The 15,366-nt window shown below is 37.1% G+C and carries 19 protein-coding genes; 8 read left to right on the top strand and 11 right to left on the bottom strand.

Annotated features, from left to right (window positions below):
• Nucleotides 1-6 precede the first annotated feature (6 nt).
• Nucleotides 7-300, top strand: coding sequence for a YggT family protein (locus MTT30_RS01435; protein ID WP_021090481.1), 294 nt, complete (start codon nt 7-9; stop codon nt 298-300).
• Nucleotides 278-1,915 (top strand): lytic transglycosylase domain-containing protein, encoded by a 1,638-nt coding sequence (locus tag MTT30_RS01430; protein WP_429800736.1) that lies wholly within the window; start codon nt 278-280, stop codon nt 1,913-1,915. The genes MTT30_RS01435 and MTT30_RS01430 overlap by 23 nt, the downstream gene beginning before the upstream one ends.
• On the opposite strand, the gene MTT30_RS01425 is transcribed toward MTT30_RS01430, so the two are convergent.
• A complete protein-coding gene (locus MTT30_RS01425; protein WP_429800735.1) occupies nt 1,836-2,315 on the bottom strand; it encodes a hypothetical protein in 480 nt (159 codons plus the stop codon). The two genes, MTT30_RS01430 and MTT30_RS01425, sit on opposite strands and share 80 nt — an antisense overlap.
• A gap of 120 nt (nt 2,316-2,435) precedes the next feature.
• Between MTT30_RS01425 and mobB the strand changes: the two genes are divergently transcribed.
• From mobB to MTT30_RS01400, 5 genes are read left to right on the top strand one after another with little or no spacing between them, the layout of a single operon-like run.
• Nucleotides 2,436-2,915 (top strand): molybdopterin-guanine dinucleotide biosynthesis protein B, encoded by a 480-nt coding sequence (mobB, locus tag MTT30_RS01420; RefSeq protein ID WP_429800734.1) that lies wholly within the window; start codon nt 2,436-2,438, stop codon nt 2,913-2,915.
• Complete coding sequence (locus tag MTT30_RS01415) at nt 2,915-3,778, top strand: class 1 fructose-bisphosphatase (protein ID WP_429800733.1); 864 nt, start codon at nt 2,915-2,917, stop codon at nt 3,776-3,778. The genes mobB and MTT30_RS01415 overlap by 1 nt, the downstream gene beginning before the upstream one ends.
• The gene (locus MTT30_RS01410) at nt 3,778-3,996 is read left to right on the top strand and encodes a hypothetical protein (RefSeq protein WP_085657632.1); all 219 of its coding nucleotides are present in this window, start codon (nt 3,778-3,780) and stop codon (nt 3,994-3,996) included. Before MTT30_RS01415 ends, MTT30_RS01410 begins: the two co-directional genes overlap by 1 nt.
• A 15-nt stretch (nt 3,997-4,011) precedes the next feature.
• A complete protein-coding gene (gene metG / locus MTT30_RS01405; RefSeq protein ID WP_429800732.1) occupies nt 4,012-5,934 on the top strand; it encodes a methionine--tRNA ligase in 1,923 nt (640 codons plus the stop codon).
• Nucleotides 5,935-6,918, top strand: a complete 984-nt coding sequence (locus MTT30_RS01400; RefSeq protein ID WP_429800731.1) for a ferrochelatase — start codon at nt 5,935-5,937, stop codon at nt 6,916-6,918. It begins immediately after the preceding gene.
• On the opposite strand, the gene ybeY is transcribed toward MTT30_RS01400, so the two are convergent.
• Nucleotides 6,907-7,353: an rRNA maturation RNase YbeY gene (gene ybeY, locus MTT30_RS01395; protein ID WP_084108568.1), complete on the bottom strand. Its 447-nt coding sequence runs from the start codon at nt 7,351-7,353 to the stop codon at nt 6,907-6,909. The genes MTT30_RS01400 and ybeY overlap by 12 nt on opposite strands.
• Nucleotides 7,354-7,379: 26 nt before the next feature.
• On the opposite strand from ybeY, the gene queC reads away from it, so the two are divergent.
• On the top strand, nt 7,380-8,093 hold the full coding sequence (queC, locus tag MTT30_RS01390) for a 7-cyano-7-deazaguanine synthase QueC (protein ID WP_429800730.1): 714 nt from the start codon (nt 7,380-7,382) through the stop codon (nt 8,091-8,093).
• A gap of 206 nt (nt 8,094-8,299) precedes the next feature.
• Here queC and mrdA read toward each other — a convergent pair whose 3' ends face one another.
• Genes mrdA through MTT30_RS01345 form a run of 9 tightly spaced genes read right to left on the bottom strand, consistent with a single transcriptional unit; the run spans nt 8,300 to nt 15,337 of the window.
• The gene (gene mrdA, locus MTT30_RS01385) at nt 8,300-10,138 is read right to left on the bottom strand and encodes a penicillin-binding protein 2 (RefSeq protein ID WP_429800729.1); all 1,839 of its coding nucleotides are present in this window, start codon (nt 10,136-10,138) and stop codon (nt 8,300-8,302) included.
• Nucleotides 10,135-10,626: a hypothetical protein gene (locus MTT30_RS01380; RefSeq protein ID WP_103579588.1), complete on the bottom strand. Its 492-nt coding sequence runs from the start codon at nt 10,624-10,626 to the stop codon at nt 10,135-10,137. The genes mrdA and MTT30_RS01380 overlap by 4 nt, the downstream gene beginning before the upstream one ends.
• A 1-nt stretch (nt 10,627) precedes the next feature.
• Nucleotides 10,628-11,242 (bottom strand): ribosome biogenesis GTP-binding protein YihA/YsxC, encoded by a 615-nt coding sequence (gene yihA, locus MTT30_RS01375; RefSeq protein WP_107698080.1) that lies wholly within the window; start codon nt 11,240-11,242, stop codon nt 10,628-10,630.
• The gene (gene lptA / locus MTT30_RS01370) at nt 11,239-11,715 is read right to left on the bottom strand and encodes a lipopolysaccharide transport periplasmic protein LptA (protein ID WP_429800728.1); all 477 of its coding nucleotides are present in this window, start codon (nt 11,713-11,715) and stop codon (nt 11,239-11,241) included. Before lptA ends, yihA begins: the two co-directional genes overlap by 4 nt.
• A complete protein-coding gene (locus MTT30_RS01365) occupies nt 11,688-12,227 on the bottom strand; it encodes an LPS export ABC transporter periplasmic protein LptC (protein ID WP_429800727.1) in 540 nt (179 codons plus the stop codon). The genes lptA and MTT30_RS01365 overlap by 28 nt, the downstream gene beginning before the upstream one ends.
• Complete coding sequence (locus tag MTT30_RS01360) at nt 12,206-12,694, bottom strand: KdsC family phosphatase (RefSeq protein WP_429800726.1); 489 nt, start codon at nt 12,692-12,694, stop codon at nt 12,206-12,208. The genes MTT30_RS01365 and MTT30_RS01360 overlap by 22 nt, the downstream gene beginning before the upstream one ends.
• Nucleotides 12,691-13,266: an imidazoleglycerol-phosphate dehydratase HisB gene (hisB, locus tag MTT30_RS01355; protein WP_429801798.1), complete on the bottom strand. Its 576-nt coding sequence runs from the start codon at nt 13,264-13,266 to the stop codon at nt 12,691-12,693. The genes MTT30_RS01360 and hisB overlap by 4 nt, the downstream gene beginning before the upstream one ends.
• A 15-nt stretch (nt 13,267-13,281) precedes the next feature.
• A complete protein-coding gene (locus MTT30_RS01350) occupies nt 13,282-14,139 on the bottom strand; it encodes a septal ring lytic transglycosylase RlpA family protein (RefSeq protein WP_429800725.1) in 858 nt (285 codons plus the stop codon).
• Nucleotides 14,126-15,337, bottom strand: coding sequence for a lytic transglycosylase domain-containing protein (locus MTT30_RS01345; RefSeq protein WP_084040887.1), 1,212 nt, complete (start codon nt 15,335-15,337; stop codon nt 14,126-14,128). Before MTT30_RS01345 ends, MTT30_RS01350 begins: the two co-directional genes overlap by 14 nt.
• Between the last annotated feature and the right edge of the window lie 29 nt (nt 15,338-15,366).

Below are 15,366 nucleotides of genomic sequence, written 5' to 3'. Positions count from 1 at the left end.
GCAAAAATGATACTTTCCACCCTATTTTCAGCGATTGCGAACATTTTGCACCTTATTATCACGGTCTATACTTGGGTCATCATCGCAGCAGCACTCATTAGCTGGGTCAGACCTGATCCTAGCTCGCCGGTCGTGCAGCTACTTTATAGGCTAACTGAGCCGGTTTATAGCTTTATTAGGCGCTACATAAAAACAAATTTTAGCGGCATCGACTTTACTCCGCTTATTGTGCTTTTAGCACTTCAATTTTTAGATCAATTTTTAATAAGGCTTTTATTTGGTTTTGCTGCGTCACTTTAGTATTCTCTCTCTTGCTTGTGTTGCTCTTTTGGGCAAAATTTATACCTATGAAGAGCTAAAAAACGAGCCAAAAAGCCTAGCAAAAGACTACTACATCAACCGCCTTATCAACGAGGGCAGTTATACAAAAGAGCAGATAGCAGATCTTTCGCGTGATGTATTTAGAAAAGCAGGTCTTGTTCAAAAATCAATCGATAAAATTTTACCTCCAAAAGCAGCTCCTAGCAAATGTCCTGGTGTAAATGCAAAAAATATCACCCAGGCAAATCTAACCTGCCAAAATTTGCTAACATCTATTGCTTTTAGCTTAAAGCTTGATAATCATACTCGTGAAATTTTAGCGACCAATCTTGCAAAGACAAATCCAGAAAAATCAAAAATTTTACTCGCATTAAATGAAGCAAATCCGGCTAAAGCATTTGTAAAACTAAACGATACAAAGAGCTTTTTAGAGCTATTTAACGCCTCTAGCCCGCAAAACAAAAGTACACTTTTTAGTGAAAGCTTTGATGCAAATTTTATGACCAAGCTCTACTCACAAAAGGGCTTTACAAATTTATTAAACGATATTGTTTTTAATAAAAAATATGAAGGCTTTAGGAGAAATTTGCTAAGCATCGATCCAGCTGTCACTGAAAAAAATGACGCTTTTACACTTGGATTAAATGCGATTTTACTAGGACAAGACGATATCGCCTTTAGCCTTTTTGCAAGAGCCAAGAGCACATTTGAAAGGGCATGGCAAAGAGATAATGCGACCTTTTGGCAGTACCAGATAAGCAAAAACGAAAGCTTTTTAAAAGAGCTAAGTGCCAGCAAGGACGCAAATATATACTCACTTTACGCAAGAGATGTGGTAGGTGGTGAGCCGCTCGAGGTTATAGTGCCAAGACCAAGCAAGCAAAATATCGAAAATTTTGACGTGAGCGATCCGTTTTTATGGAACAAAACTGCAGCCCTTGCAAAGGATATGAATGCCACGCAAGCAGGCGAATTTGCGAAGAAATTTTATACAAACGAAAGTATCGGTGCCTATGCATACTTCATGCAAAAGGCGCATGGCTGGGAGAAGCAATACTTCTTGATGCCAAGCTCTCCTGAGCTCAATGGTATCAGCAACGAGAGAAAATCGATGATCTACGCCCTAGCTAGACAAGAGAGTCTCTTTATCCCAAGCGTGGTTTCTACTTCATACGCCCTTGGCATGATGCAGTTTATGCCATTTCTAGCAAATGCGATTGGTAAAAAAGAGCTAAAGATTCCAAATTTTGATGAAGACGATCTTTTTAAAACAGATATTGCATTTAAATTTGCAAATCACCACCTAAACTATCTTGATAAATTTCTCTATCACCCGCTATTTACAGCCTACGCATATAATGGCGGTATCGGCTTTACCAAAAAGCTTATCACAAGAGATGATATGTTTAAAGAAGGGAAATTTGAGCCATTTTTATCGATCGAGCTTGTCCCTGTGGCAGAAACTAGAAACTACGGAAAGAAGGTGCTTGCCAACTACGTGATCTATATGGCACTTACTGGTTCCAATATAAAGATTTCGCAACTTTTCGAAAATTTAACAAAACCGGCTTTGACTGATAAATTTCGAAACTAAGCGCGAGATCGTCGCTTTGCTTGCTTGGTGCGGTCACTTCATAATAGAGTGCCCAAGACATCGAAAATCCAGCAAATTTTAGCATCTCATCATTTTCATCAAGCAGCCTCGCATTTGTGGCATTTGAGTCGTTGTTTACCTTGATATTATTTAGCTCACTAGCGTGCTCTTTTGGATTTATAGCCACCAAAAAGTGCTCTTTGCTTGCATCTAAATCTGAGTTATAAATAGGATTTAAATAAGTTGCTACAATTAGCGTTCTATCAGTGCCGTCAATGATCTCGCTCTTACTTGTGTAGGCCAAAAGCTCATTTTTTAACGGCTCATGCACGATTACTTTTTCACCAGCACAGCCAAATATCATCAAAATAAATACAAAAAACGATATAAATTTGCTCATAAAAACTCTTAAATTTCTAAAATTTCTGCCATTTTAGCATTTTAATTTTTAAATTTCACTCATAAATTTTAAAGCCAACATAAGTTATAATCGCGAGAAATTTTAACAAAAAAGGTTTTTATGAAAAGACTTGCTATCGCTTTTTCTGGCCCTTCAAATAGCGGAAAAACAACTCTTATTTTAAAAGTTGCAAAGAAATTTATAGACGATGGTTTAAAGGTTGCGATAGTAAAACACGATCCAAGCGACAAGGCTAAATTTGATGTTGAAGGCAAGGATAGCTTTAAATTTTTTCAAACTGGAGCAGATGTGGTGGTGATGAGTCCGACTAGAACAACTTATTTCTCACAAAATCCACAAGAAATTAATGATGTCATTAAAATGCTAGGTGAGTTTGACATGCTCTTAGTCGAGGGTTTGAAGACGCTTCCACTACCAAGATTAAGTGTTTTTAAAGATGAAATAGATGAAAAATATCTTAGCTTTTCAGATGCGATCACAACATACAAAAAACAAATTCCTTACAAGATAAAAAATATAAATTTAGACGATATAGACGCCATTTGTGCGTGGATAATCAAAAATGCAAAGGCTGTATAATGCAAGAATTAAATCAAATTTTTAACACCATAAAAGAGATCGCAAAAGAGATAAGCGAAGTGATAAAATACGCCGATCTTGGCTACACAACTCACGAAAACGCAACCGGCGACACACAGCTAAAGCTTGACGTCAAAAGCGACGAGATCATCACAGCTAAATTTAAGGAGCTTGCCTGCGTAAAAGCGCTAATTAGCGAAGAAAAAGAGGACGCTCTTGAGATAAATAAAAATGCTAAATTTATAATCGCTTACGATCCACTTGATGGCTCAAGCCTAGTTGATGTAAATTTTGCTGTTGGCTCGATCTTTGGCATCTACGAAAACGAGGTAAAACCAGAAAATTTAATAGCCGCGGCTTACACTATATATGGCCCAAGACTTGAGCTAGTAATTGCTGAGAAAAAGGGCATTTTGCCTAAATTTTATAGACTTGGCAAAGATGGCGAGTTTAAATTTGTAAAAGAGCTTAAGCTAAAAGAAAAAGGCAAGCTAAATGCCACGGGAGCCACACAAAAAGGCTGGAGCCAAACGCATAGAAATTTTATAAATGAGCTATTCAACCAAGGCTATAGACTAAGATACTCAGGTGCTATGGTGAGCGATCTGCATCAAATTTTACTAAAAGGTGGCGGCCTTTTTAGCTACCCAGCAACGAGCGATCATCCAAATGGCAAACTAAGAGTAGTCTTTGAAGTGTTGCCATTTGCCTTCATATATGAAAACGCAAAGGGCGCAACGACAAACGGCGAAAATCAAACACTTTTTGATATAAAAATAGAAAAAATTCACCAAACAACGCCATGCTTTTTTGGCTCACGTGATGAAATTTCACTTTTACATAAATTTTACGAGCAAAAATAATGCAAGAAACACAAGTAAACGAGCCACTTGACGCATTTGAGCTAGCCTTAAAGCAAAAAGCAAAAATTTTGCAAGAGTGCCAAAGCCAAAAAGGGCAAAAAAGCTGCTTTAACTGCGAAGTATTTTTTGACTGCGAGACAAGAAAAGAGTACGTAAATAGCTGCTATAACTCGATGTCAAAAGGCAATACTGGCAGCGATGGCGGATTTGATTTTTAAAATTAAAGGAAAAATATGAAAGAAAAAGCTTATATAACGACCCCAATATACTATGTAAACGACGTGCCACACATCGGCCATGCCTACACGACTATCATTGCTGATACACTTGCTAGATTTAACCGCCTGCAAGGCAAAGAAACATACTTTATGACAGGCACAGACGAGCACGGACAAAAGATCGAGCAAGCAGCACGTGCTAGAGGCAAGACTCCAAAAGAGTATGCTGACGAGATTAGCGCTAAATTTAGATCACTTTGGGATGAGTTTGAAATAAGCTACGACCATTTTATAAGAACGACTGACGAAGAGCACAAGCAAACCGTACAAAATGTCTTTGAAAAGATGCAAACAAATGGCGATATTTACAAAGGCGAATATGAGGGATTTTATTGCGTTAGTTGCGAGACATTTTTTAATCAAAGAGACCTGCTTGAGGACAACCGCTGTCCAGACTGCGGCCGTGTAACATCTTTGGTTAAAGAAGAGAGCTACTTTTTCAAGCTTTCAAAATATGAAGATGCGCTTTTAAAATGGTACGAAAATGACGAGCTTTGCGTTATCCCAAAAGGTAAGAAAAACGAGGTTGTAAGCTTTGTAAAAGGTGGACTAAAAGATCTTTCGGTAACAAGAACGAGCTTTGACTGGGGCATAAAACTACCAAAGAGCGCAAACGACGACAAGCACGTTATGTATGTTTGGCTTGACGCACTTATAAACTACCTAACAACACTAGGATATTCAAGAGATGACGCTAGAATGGATCTTTGGCCATACACTACTCATATCGTTGGCAAAGATATTTTACGCTTTCACGCAGTTTACTGGCCGGCATTTTTGATGAGTCTTGGCTTGCCACTACCAAAACACGTAGCAGCGCACGGCTGGTGGACCATAAATAGCGAAAAGATGAGCAAAAGCAAGGGCAATGTCATAAACCCAAGAGAGGTCGCAAACGCTTATGGACTTGAAAATTTCAGATACTTTTTGCTTAGAGAGGTACCATTTGGTCAAGATGGCGACTACAGCCAAAAGGCCTTGATCGAGCGCATAAACTCAGAACTTGGCAACGGACTTGGCAACCTGCTAAGCCGCATTGTTGGCATGAGCGCAAAGTATAGCGACTATAAAATAGACTCAAAAGACGTGATCAAATTTCACAAAGCCGAGCTTGATGAGGCGAAGGGCTGCCTTGATGAGGCTATTAAAAATTTAGAAAATTTAGCGACGAACCGCTATTTAGAGGATCTTTGGAAGGTTGTAACTCTGGCAAATGCAGCCGTTGCGAAGTATGAGCCATGGTCACTTGTAAAAGCTGGCAAAACTGACGAGGCAAACGCGCTTGTGGCACTTTGCGCAAATTTACTTGCAAAAGTGGCGATACTGCTTAGTCCAGCCATGCCAAAAACTTGCGCAAAGATAGCTGACACGCTTGGCTTTAGCATAGACACAGCATCTTATGAAAGCCTTGTTTTGAAAAATGAAATTTCAAATTTTGTGGCAAAAGCTACCGAGCCACTTTTCCCAAGAATAGAAAAAGAGCTAATGAGCGAGGCAAATGAGCCAAAGGTTGAGGTAAAAGCTGAGCCAAAAGAGAATAAAAAAGAGGACGAAATCATTAGCATCGATGACTTTGCTAAGATAGTGATAAAAGTAGGCGAAGTGCTCGAGTGCGAGAGGGTCGAGGGTAGTGAGAAGCTACTTAAATTTAAGATAGATCTTGGCGAGGAGCAGCCACGTCAAATTCTTTCTGGCATCGCCAAATACTACGAGCCTAGCTCGCTTGTGGGCAAGCAAGTTTGCGTTTTAGCAAATTTAAAAGAGCGAACGATGATGAAAAAATATGTCTCTCAAGGCATGATCCTAAGCGCATCAGACGGCTCGCTAACGCTTCTTGGCACGCAGGGCAAGGTCAAAAACGGTGCGATCGTTGGCTAAATGACAATAGAAAATTTAACTCGTCTAATAAATGCCGAGGCTCTAAATACACCGACGATAACTAGCGTAAGCGAGTTTGTTTTCGAGCTAAAGCATGTAAGACGTGGCTTTGCATATATTTGCTTGAATGCAAACGATAGCGATATAGAAACGGCAATCAAACAAGGTGCATACGCCATAATTAGCGAAGATAATGTTCCAATTATTGATCAAGAAATCGCTTTTTTGAAAGTCAGCAGTTTGCAAACTGCCATGATAAAGCTTATGAGATTTGAGTCAACTCACAAAGATTTGAAATTTTGTGCTGTAAATCCTTATATAAATGACTTTTTGGAAAAATCAAAACTTGGTTCCAATGCACATGTCATGTCAAAAAACATAACTGATCTTTTTAATCAAATTTTTCATGCAAAGGTCTTTGATATCTTTTTTGGCGATGATACAAGAACACTTCAGCGAATATCGCCTCTTTTTGAGACTATTTACACAGACACGACGATGCACGAGATAAATCCAAGTTCGATCTTTTTTACAAATACGGTTTTTAAGCAAACTTACTATCAAAACTTAAACATACCACGAGTTTTTGCCGGTATGTTTTATGGGCTTTTAAAATTTCTTGATAAAAATAAAATTTCATTTAAGCCTTACGAAGGTAGGATTCACGGGCATTTTGACCCGATTTTTATAGATAAAAATTTTATTCCAACGAGCTTTGGAAATAGCTTTAGAGCTATAATCACTGAAAGCGATGAAGATCTATTTGTAAGTCAAAGTATATTTTTAAATAAAAAATTTAGCCCTGATGAGATAAAAATTTGCTTGCCAGAAGGCTCGTTATTAAAAGTACAAAATGCAATCTACTTTAAAAATTTAAGTGAGATAAAAAAGCTTAAAAATTTTATCTATATATTGATTTTATGCCAAAAAGAGGAGCTTTTAGAAGAGCTTCACAAAACATCTGAAGAAAATCTACTCTTTTAAGTTTTTATTATTTATAAGATCAATTAGCCTAACATCCTCACTTCTTACGATTAGACTTTTAGGCAGCTCAAATTTTTTTATCACTTCGCACTCTTTTTCTCTCATTTCACCATCATCTTTTTCATGATCAAATCCCAAGATATGAAGCAGTCCATGCGTAAAAAGTAGTGCAGTTTCAGCTTCTTCACTATGATTTAGCTCAGCAGCTTTCTCTTTTACCATATCTTTGTTTATAACGATTGAGCCAAGTGGGGCATGAATGACAAGCTCAAGCGGAAAGCTTAAGACATCTGTAGTTTTATCAATGCCTCGCTCGGTTTTATTTAGTTCTCTCATCTCTTCCTTATCGACAAAAACTAGCTCGATTTCTCCTAGTGTCAAATATTCACAAATTTCATCTAAAATTTTTGGATAGCTCTCTTCGCAAAGTATCATTTTAGGCTCTTTCCTTAGTAACTTTTTTGTATAATTCTAGCAAAAATAAAAGGCAAAATATGAAAAAAGCAGTTTGTATAATGAGCGGCGGTATGGATAGTACGCTTTGTGCTGTAATGGCAAAAAGGGCTGGATATGATATCGTAGCGCTTCATTTTGACTATGGCCAAAGGACGATGAAACGTGAAAAACGTGCATTTAACGAAATTTGTGAAAGATTGGGCATTACAAAAAAGATGAGTTTGGATGTTAGCTTTATTGCCCAAATAGGCGGGAATTCTTTAACCGATGAAAGTTTGCAAATAAGAAAAGATGGGGTGGAAAAAGATGTGCCAAATACTTACGTGCCTTTTCGAAATGGTATTTTTATCTCGGTCGCTGCCGCACTTGCCGAAAAAGAAAATGCACAAGCTATCTATATCGGTGTTGTAGAAGAAGATAGTTCAGGCTATCCTGACTGCAAAGAAAGCTTCATAAAAAGTATAAACGGGTCCATAAATTTAGGCACATCACCTAGTTTTTCGTGTGAGATAATTACTCCACTTGTAAATTTAAGCAAGGCTGACATCGTAGCAAAATCTCTTGAGCTTGGCTCGCCACTAGAGCTTACTTGGAGCTGCTACGAAAGCGATGACAAGGCATGCGGGCTTTGCGATAGCTGCAGATTAAGGCTAAATGGCTTTAAAAAGGCAAACGCCACTGATAAAATCGCATATAAAAATCAAAAATTTTCCTTATGAGTCTCTAAAATAAGGGCATTTAGCAAAATTAAAGATATATCAACGCTTAGACTCTTGCTAGCTACCAAAAACATAAATTCTCAGTCAACCTTGCCAAAATTTAATAAGGAGGATTAAAAAGTAGTTGATAAATTTAGCTAAAAACGCACTAAGCACAAGGTAAAAATTTCTAAGTAAGTGGTCGCACCTACGGCTTTCTAGTGATCTTATTTTTTCTTATTGTCTTGTTTTTTATTTTGATCGCTTTGGATTTTTTCTAAATTTATATATCCCATTTCAACGAGTTTATTATAAATTTGAGCGATTTTTGGCCCAGCCGCACTTCCGCCATGGCCACCATGCTCGATAACCATTGTGATGACATATTGCGGATCTTCATAGGGCGCATATGTAGTCATCCATGCATGAGATCTTTGCAAATACGCCATATCCTCTTCTTTCATACGTTTCTTTTCAGTTTGAGAAATTCCAACAACCTGGGCAGTACCGGTCTTTGCAGCAACTTTGACTAGGCTTCCAATAAAATGCCTATTTGCCGTACCTCTTGGATGATTTGCCACTTCGTACATTGCATGCCTAATGGCTGGTAACTGTGATTTTTCAAACGGCGTAAAAGCATCGTCTGTTGGTGTAAAATCAACATCCTTACCATCAATGCTCTTTAAAAAATGTGGAGTCACATTTAGCCCAGTTGCAAGGCCCGCTGTATATTTTGCCGCTTGCATAGGCGTGACCAAGAAATTTCCCTGGCCGATAGAAGTGATGAGGGTCTCGCCTTGAAACCACGCTTTGCCATACTTCCTCATCTTCCACTCTCTACTTGGTAAAGTCCCCACAAACTCATTTGGCAAATCAACCTCGGTTTTTCTACCAAATCCCATACGCTCAAGTATCGGCACAATAGCGTCAATCCCTATCTTTTGACTACCTTTATAAAAATAATCATCACAGCTCTCTCTAATTGCCGTATTCATATTAACATTTCCATGTCCATGAGAATTCCAGCAGCGAAATTTACGTCCTCCAAGCTCATACGAGCCACTACAAAAAAAGCTATCGTATTTACTCATGCCATTATCCAAAAACGCTAGCGCCATACCCATTTTTACGACAGATCCTGGCGGATAAAGGCCGTTTATTAGCTTGTTTGTGAAAGGATGATCGACGTTTTTTACAAGCTCTTCCCATTCAGGCTGAGAAATTCCAAGCACAAATGGATTTAGATCATACTCTGGAAAGCTACCAGCAGCTATGATAGCACCATCTTTTAGACTCATGACTATGACGCTTCCTGCATCCTTACCAAAGACATCAGCCACAAACTGCTGAAGCTCAAGATCGACTGCAAGCTTGATATTTTGACTTTGTGGTGCTTGATAGCTTATCTGCTCGATCTCTTCATTTAAGGCATTTACCTTTATCTTTTTAAACCCTTGAATTCCTTGTAAGATCGGATTATAAAACCGTTCCACACCACTTCTTCCAATGTAATTTGTAAGCTTTGTTAAAGGATCATTATCCATATCTTTTTGATTTGCCCTACCGACATAGCCTATGATGTGAGAAGCTAGATCGTTATACGGATAGTGGCGTTTTGAAGCGGGCCTTATCTCTAAATTTTCACGCAAAGAAAGCGATGCAAAAAATGGTAAAAATTTATCATAATCAATAAATTCGACCACATTTATAAAATCTTGGTTATAAGCCGAGTCATTTTTTATGTATTCATTTTTAAGCTTTGTAACATTTAGATCACTAAATAGTGAGCCAATGTAAGCTAGCTCATCATCTAAAATTTTTACCTTTTTATTAGCACTTAAATGAGGTCTAATGGATACCGAAAAACCAAGACGATTAACAGCCATTGGCTTATCATGTGCGTCAAAAATAATGCCCCTAACTGGCGGAATATAAATAGTCTTTATCGCGTTTTGCTCCGCGATCTCGTTGTAGTAAGTATTTGAGTTTATGCTTAGGTGATAAATTCGTCCCAAAAGTATAATCCAAAAAAGAGCGATCACACTAAAGACGATGCGCATCCTCATAGCACTTTATCCCTAAAAAGAACAATAGCAAGGATACTCTCAAGTGCTATAAAAAATAGATATTCAGACGAAAATGCTAAATTTTGCTCATTTAAAACGTAAGCAAATAGATTATTTACAAGAAAGGTTAAAGTATATCCAGCTGCTACAAAGATGATAAGTAGGCAGTTTCGCCACTTCATCGTGGTATATAGCCAGTCTAAAATAAAATTATAAAAAAGCAAAAAAGCAATAATCGTTGAAAAAAGATGAAATCCATGAATTTGCTCAGCAAATATTATAAAAATTATCGCAAAGTACCAATTGTGCTTAAACTCGTCATATTGCTTTTGTTTCCTTGAATACTCCAAAATCATATAAGTAAAAAAAATACCAATGAGTGGTGGCAAAAAGCCAAATTGCGTAGTTGCGATCTCATATGAGAATAAAAAAACAGCCCACCAAAATTCTTTAAAAATTTTAATATCTAAGCTGCTTATGGTTTGCATTTTATCTACCAAGAGCGTTATTTATGATAGCTTCTCTAGCCTTTTCGATACCGCTTTTATTAAGAGTTGAGACCAAGATACCACTTGGGTCAAATTTCATTACAGCACTCTTTTGGCTTTGATTTAGCTTATCGCTTTTTGTATATAAATTTAAAATTTTCTGATCAGCCCTTAAAAAGCTTTTTAGATAAGCATCTACATTTACGTCTATATCTAAATCAAAATGTCTAGCATCAATTAGATGTATAAAAAGTCTAATGTCGCTTCTAAATTTCAAAAACTCATCTAAATTTTTGCGCCATTCATCATGCTTTGTTTTTGCCACTTTTGCATAGCCAAAGCCTGGCAAATCAACCAAAATGAGCTTAAATTTATCTTTTTCTTCCTGCTCATCTTTTTGCTCACAAAACTCGGCCTCAAAAAAATTTATAAGCTGAGTTTTACCAGGAGTCGATGAGCTTTTGGCTAGATTTTTTTGATTTACAAGTGTATTTATGAGGCTGCTTTTACCAACATTTGATCTACCCAAAAAGACAACTTCGCTTGTTACGAAGCTTGGAGCCTCTTTTATACTTGGACTTGATGTGATAAATTTAGCACCTAGTGGCCTTATCACTTATCTTTTTCCTCTACCTGAAAGATAAACTTAACAGGCTTTTTTTCATCACTATTTACACTATACGTGCCATCTTTTTGATTAACAACGATCTTTTCGCCATAAACATTTTTATCAGTTTCTACCTCATGCAAATAGCCATTTCCACTAACAGTATAGATCTGTTTTGCTGGCTCGTATGTAAGAGTATTGCCTTTGCCATCATAGTGCTTATCTTTTATAAAAATTTTAGCTCTTGCATTGCCAGTAGCCACATATTTTATAGGTTGGCGTTTTTTGTCAAAATAGACGATAACTTTGTCTGCCTTAAGCTCATCAAACGAGCCCTTTTTGATATTTACATTACCTATAAATTCACTAGTTTGCTTATTCTCATCTGCAAAAAAATCATTTGATGTGATTTCAACTTGCTCTGCATTTAAAAATGTAAAACCCAATATCACCGCTAAAATCGCTGATTTTCTTCTATCCATGCCCTTAACCCTTTTACCTGCGTTTGTTTTTTGCCAAGATCATAGCTTCCACTCTCACCCAGTGCCTTATCATTATTTCTTATGAGCGTGAAATTTGCTTCAGATCTTACTATTTTTGTTTTTGTTCCATATATCACTTCGTCACTTATAAATCTCAAACTATCGTTGTTTTCATAGTTCGCATTCTTTTGAAAGATGATTTCGTCATTTTGTGAGATTGCTTTGTCTGAGCTTAAAAAATGTCTTAAATTTCCTCTTAAAATTTTTGCTTTAAAACTCAAAAATTCATCTTTATCATTGTATCTATTTAGCTCGTCAGCCTCATAGACTCCGCTTATTTTTGTGGAATTTATCTCATAATCTATCACGTCATTTATCTGCATATTTGATATCTTTGTGTCGATCTTTAAAACATTTGCAAGGTATGGATCTTGAGTTGCCAAAAATATCATCACGACACTAAAAATTGCCACGACGAAGTAGAAAATTTTTACAACCAACGCTTCGACCACTCGTCATATAAATTTTCTGATTTTATAATAAGCTCGATCATCTCTCTAACCGCGCCATTGCCACCCTTGTGCTTTAGTTTTGTCTTTACATCAAGCTCTTTAATGGCATCTTTTGGTTTAAAGCTCCAAGCAACTGCATTTAAAATTTTATAGTCATTGTAGTCATCGCCGATAGCTGCTGCATTTTTAAAGCTAAGCCCTTCAAATTTCAAGATCTCGCTCGCCACTGCAAATTTATCGCCAACGCCTTGATAGACGTGATTGATCTTTAGATCCTCAGCCCTTCGTTCAACGATGGCTGACTTTCTACCAGTGATAATAGCCACCTTTTTGCCAAGCTTTAGCCAGCTTTCTATCGCATAGCCATCTTTTACATCAAAAAATTTAAACTCTTCGCCGTTTGCATTATAGATGATCTTGCCATCAGTTAGGCAGCCATCAACATCTAAAAATATAATCTCTATCATAAAACACCCTTTGTGCTTGGTGTGCCAATTCTTACGTTTTTAGCAAGCGCTCTGCGAAGTGCGACGGCAAATGATTTAAAAGTAGCCTCAATGATGTGGTGAGTATTTTTACCACGAATTTGATTTAGATGAAGCGTGATACCAGAATTTACAGCAACTGCCCTAAAAAATTCCTCCACAAGCTCAGTATCAAACTCCCCTACTTTGGCATTTTCATTAAAATTTTCATATACAAGGTAGGCTCTATTGCTAAGATCTAGTGCGCAAAAAACAGCAGCTTCGTCCATAACGACGCTTGCCTCACCAAATCTCTCAACGCCACTTAAAGGATACAAGGCCTCTTTTAAAAGCTGACCCAAAACTATGCCGACATCCTCAACACTGTGGTGAAAATCCACATAGGTATCGCCCTTGCATGAAATTTCGAGATCGAGCAAAGAATGCTTAGTAAATGCCTCAAGCATATGGTCAAAAAAGCCAATACCTGTGCTTATCTTTGTAACCCCGGAACCATAAATTTTAAGCTTCATTGAAATTTGAGTCTCTTTTGTATTTCTAGTTAGTTCTAAAATTTCTTCTCTCACGCCCTAACCTCTTACTATAAATGCACCTTGGAATTTACCGCTTCTTGCATAATCCCTAGCCTCGTCCTCACTTCTAAAGCCATTTAAAAATACTCTATAAATAGTAGATCCATCTATAGTAAATGTCCTAATTACCGACTTGTAACCATCTATGCTTTGATGCTCTCTTTGATATCTGTTTGCGCCCTCAAGGTTTTTAAATGAGCCAATTTGCACCATAAAATCTCCACCTACGACTCGTTGCTCTGACGAAATAATAATACCTCCAGTTGGAGCTGTCGGAGAGACTGGATTTGGCACTTTTATGCCAGTGCTTGTCGGTTTTGCTTGAGTGTTAATGCTTGCAATAGCATTAATATCTTCATTAAAGCCTATGACTTCCATACTGACTGGAGCTGTGCCTGTACCGATAATATCAAGTTTAGTTGCAGCCGCCTTTGAAAGGTCTAAAACTCTATCAGCCACAAAAGGTCCACGATCATTTACACGCACAATGACGCTTTTTTGATTTCTTAAATTTGTTACTTTAAGGATTGTATTCATCGGCAAAGTTTTATGTGCTGCAGTCATGTTATACATATTATAAATTTCGCCATTTGAGGTTGTTTTGCCATGAAAATTTGGACCATACCAGCTTGCTGTGCCACTTGCCCTATCACCCACACTTACAACGGTTGGGTAGTATGTTTTGCCATTTATCGTGTAAGGTCTCATTGTTGCTTTTTGGATAGAAGCCGAATTGTTGCCCTTTACATTAGTTGGGCCACTTGGTGTAAATGGTGCCCCGTTCCAAGAGCAACCAGTAACTAGAAGAGTAAAACTTAGTCCTATATAAAATTTTAGGCTCTTATGGTATGACAATATTTGCTCCAACATTTAAATTTGAACTAGCAAAAGAATTTGCATCTTTTAAATCTTTTTCGCTTACATTAAATTTTTTAGATAAAGAAGCTATCGTGTCACCAGTTTGAACTATATAGTTTTGAGATTTATTTTGGGCAGAAAATGGAATAATTAGTTTTTGATTATAGCTTACGGCATTTGTGCTAAGCTCGTTGTAGTCCTTGATTGCTCTATGACTAACACCTGTTTTTTTAGAGATAGAAAGTAGTGTTTCGCCTTTTTTTACGACATAGGCATAAAAATTATTTTTACCATTAAATGGTTTAAAATTTTCTGCAAAAAGCTGCTTTTTATTTTCAGGGATATAAACATAATAATCTTTTAGAGTTGGTGGAGTAAATACAAATTTTAAATGCGGGTTGTTATTTTTCATCTTTTTTGTACTAAGGCCGATACTATCGCCTATTTGAGCTAAATTTGTACCGCCAGGTACTTTTACTTTTACAAGCTTTAGTCCTCCGTTTATGTTTAACAAAGATGAATCTTTAGACATCAAGAAGTCCGCGTCTTTTGCGGTATACGCTGCTCTTAAAATTTTAATAACAAAATTTCTAGTTTCGGCTGGAAGGTATTTTTTCTCCGCATCAAGAAGTGTTACAAGATCATCTGTGCCAGCTTTTTGTATAGCTCTTTTTAACGCACCATCGCCGCAGTTATAAGCCATAGCTGCTAGATACCATTTGCCAAATTGATTTTTAAGCGACTTTAGATAATTTGTAGCTGCGATAGTAGACTCTACTGGATCTTTTCTCTCATCTACATATTGACCCACTTTTAAACCATGAAGTCTAGCCGTTTGCTCCATAAACTGCCACATACCAGTAGCTTTTGCGTTTGAGACTGTATGATTTGAAAAGCCTGATTCTATCATAGCTAGATAAAAGAATGACTCAGGTACACCGGATTTTTTGATCTGCTCTTTTACCATCGGTATATACATATAACCATTTTTTAGAGCTTCTGTAAATGTTTCAAGTTGTGATTGTTTGATACCTTGTCTCATCTTTGCATAGTGAGAAGTCTTCATAAAGCTAGCATCAATGTCTAGCTCTTTTAAAATTTTTACCTGAGTATCGTATGAGCTTTTTTCAGGTGTATTTGCTAGTAGCAAGGTACTACATGCAAACATTAAAAATATTTTAAGCATTGCTTTCATTTCTATCCTTTTTCGTGTCAAAACTTAAG

Source organism: Campylobacter concisus (assembly GCF_050447445.1).
Classification (GTDB): Bacteria; Campylobacterota; Campylobacteria; order Campylobacterales; family Campylobacteraceae; genus Campylobacter_A; species Campylobacter_A concisus_BI.
The sequence above is the reverse complement of the archived record's forward strand: the minus strand, read 5'-3'. Positions and strand labels throughout refer to the sequence as shown.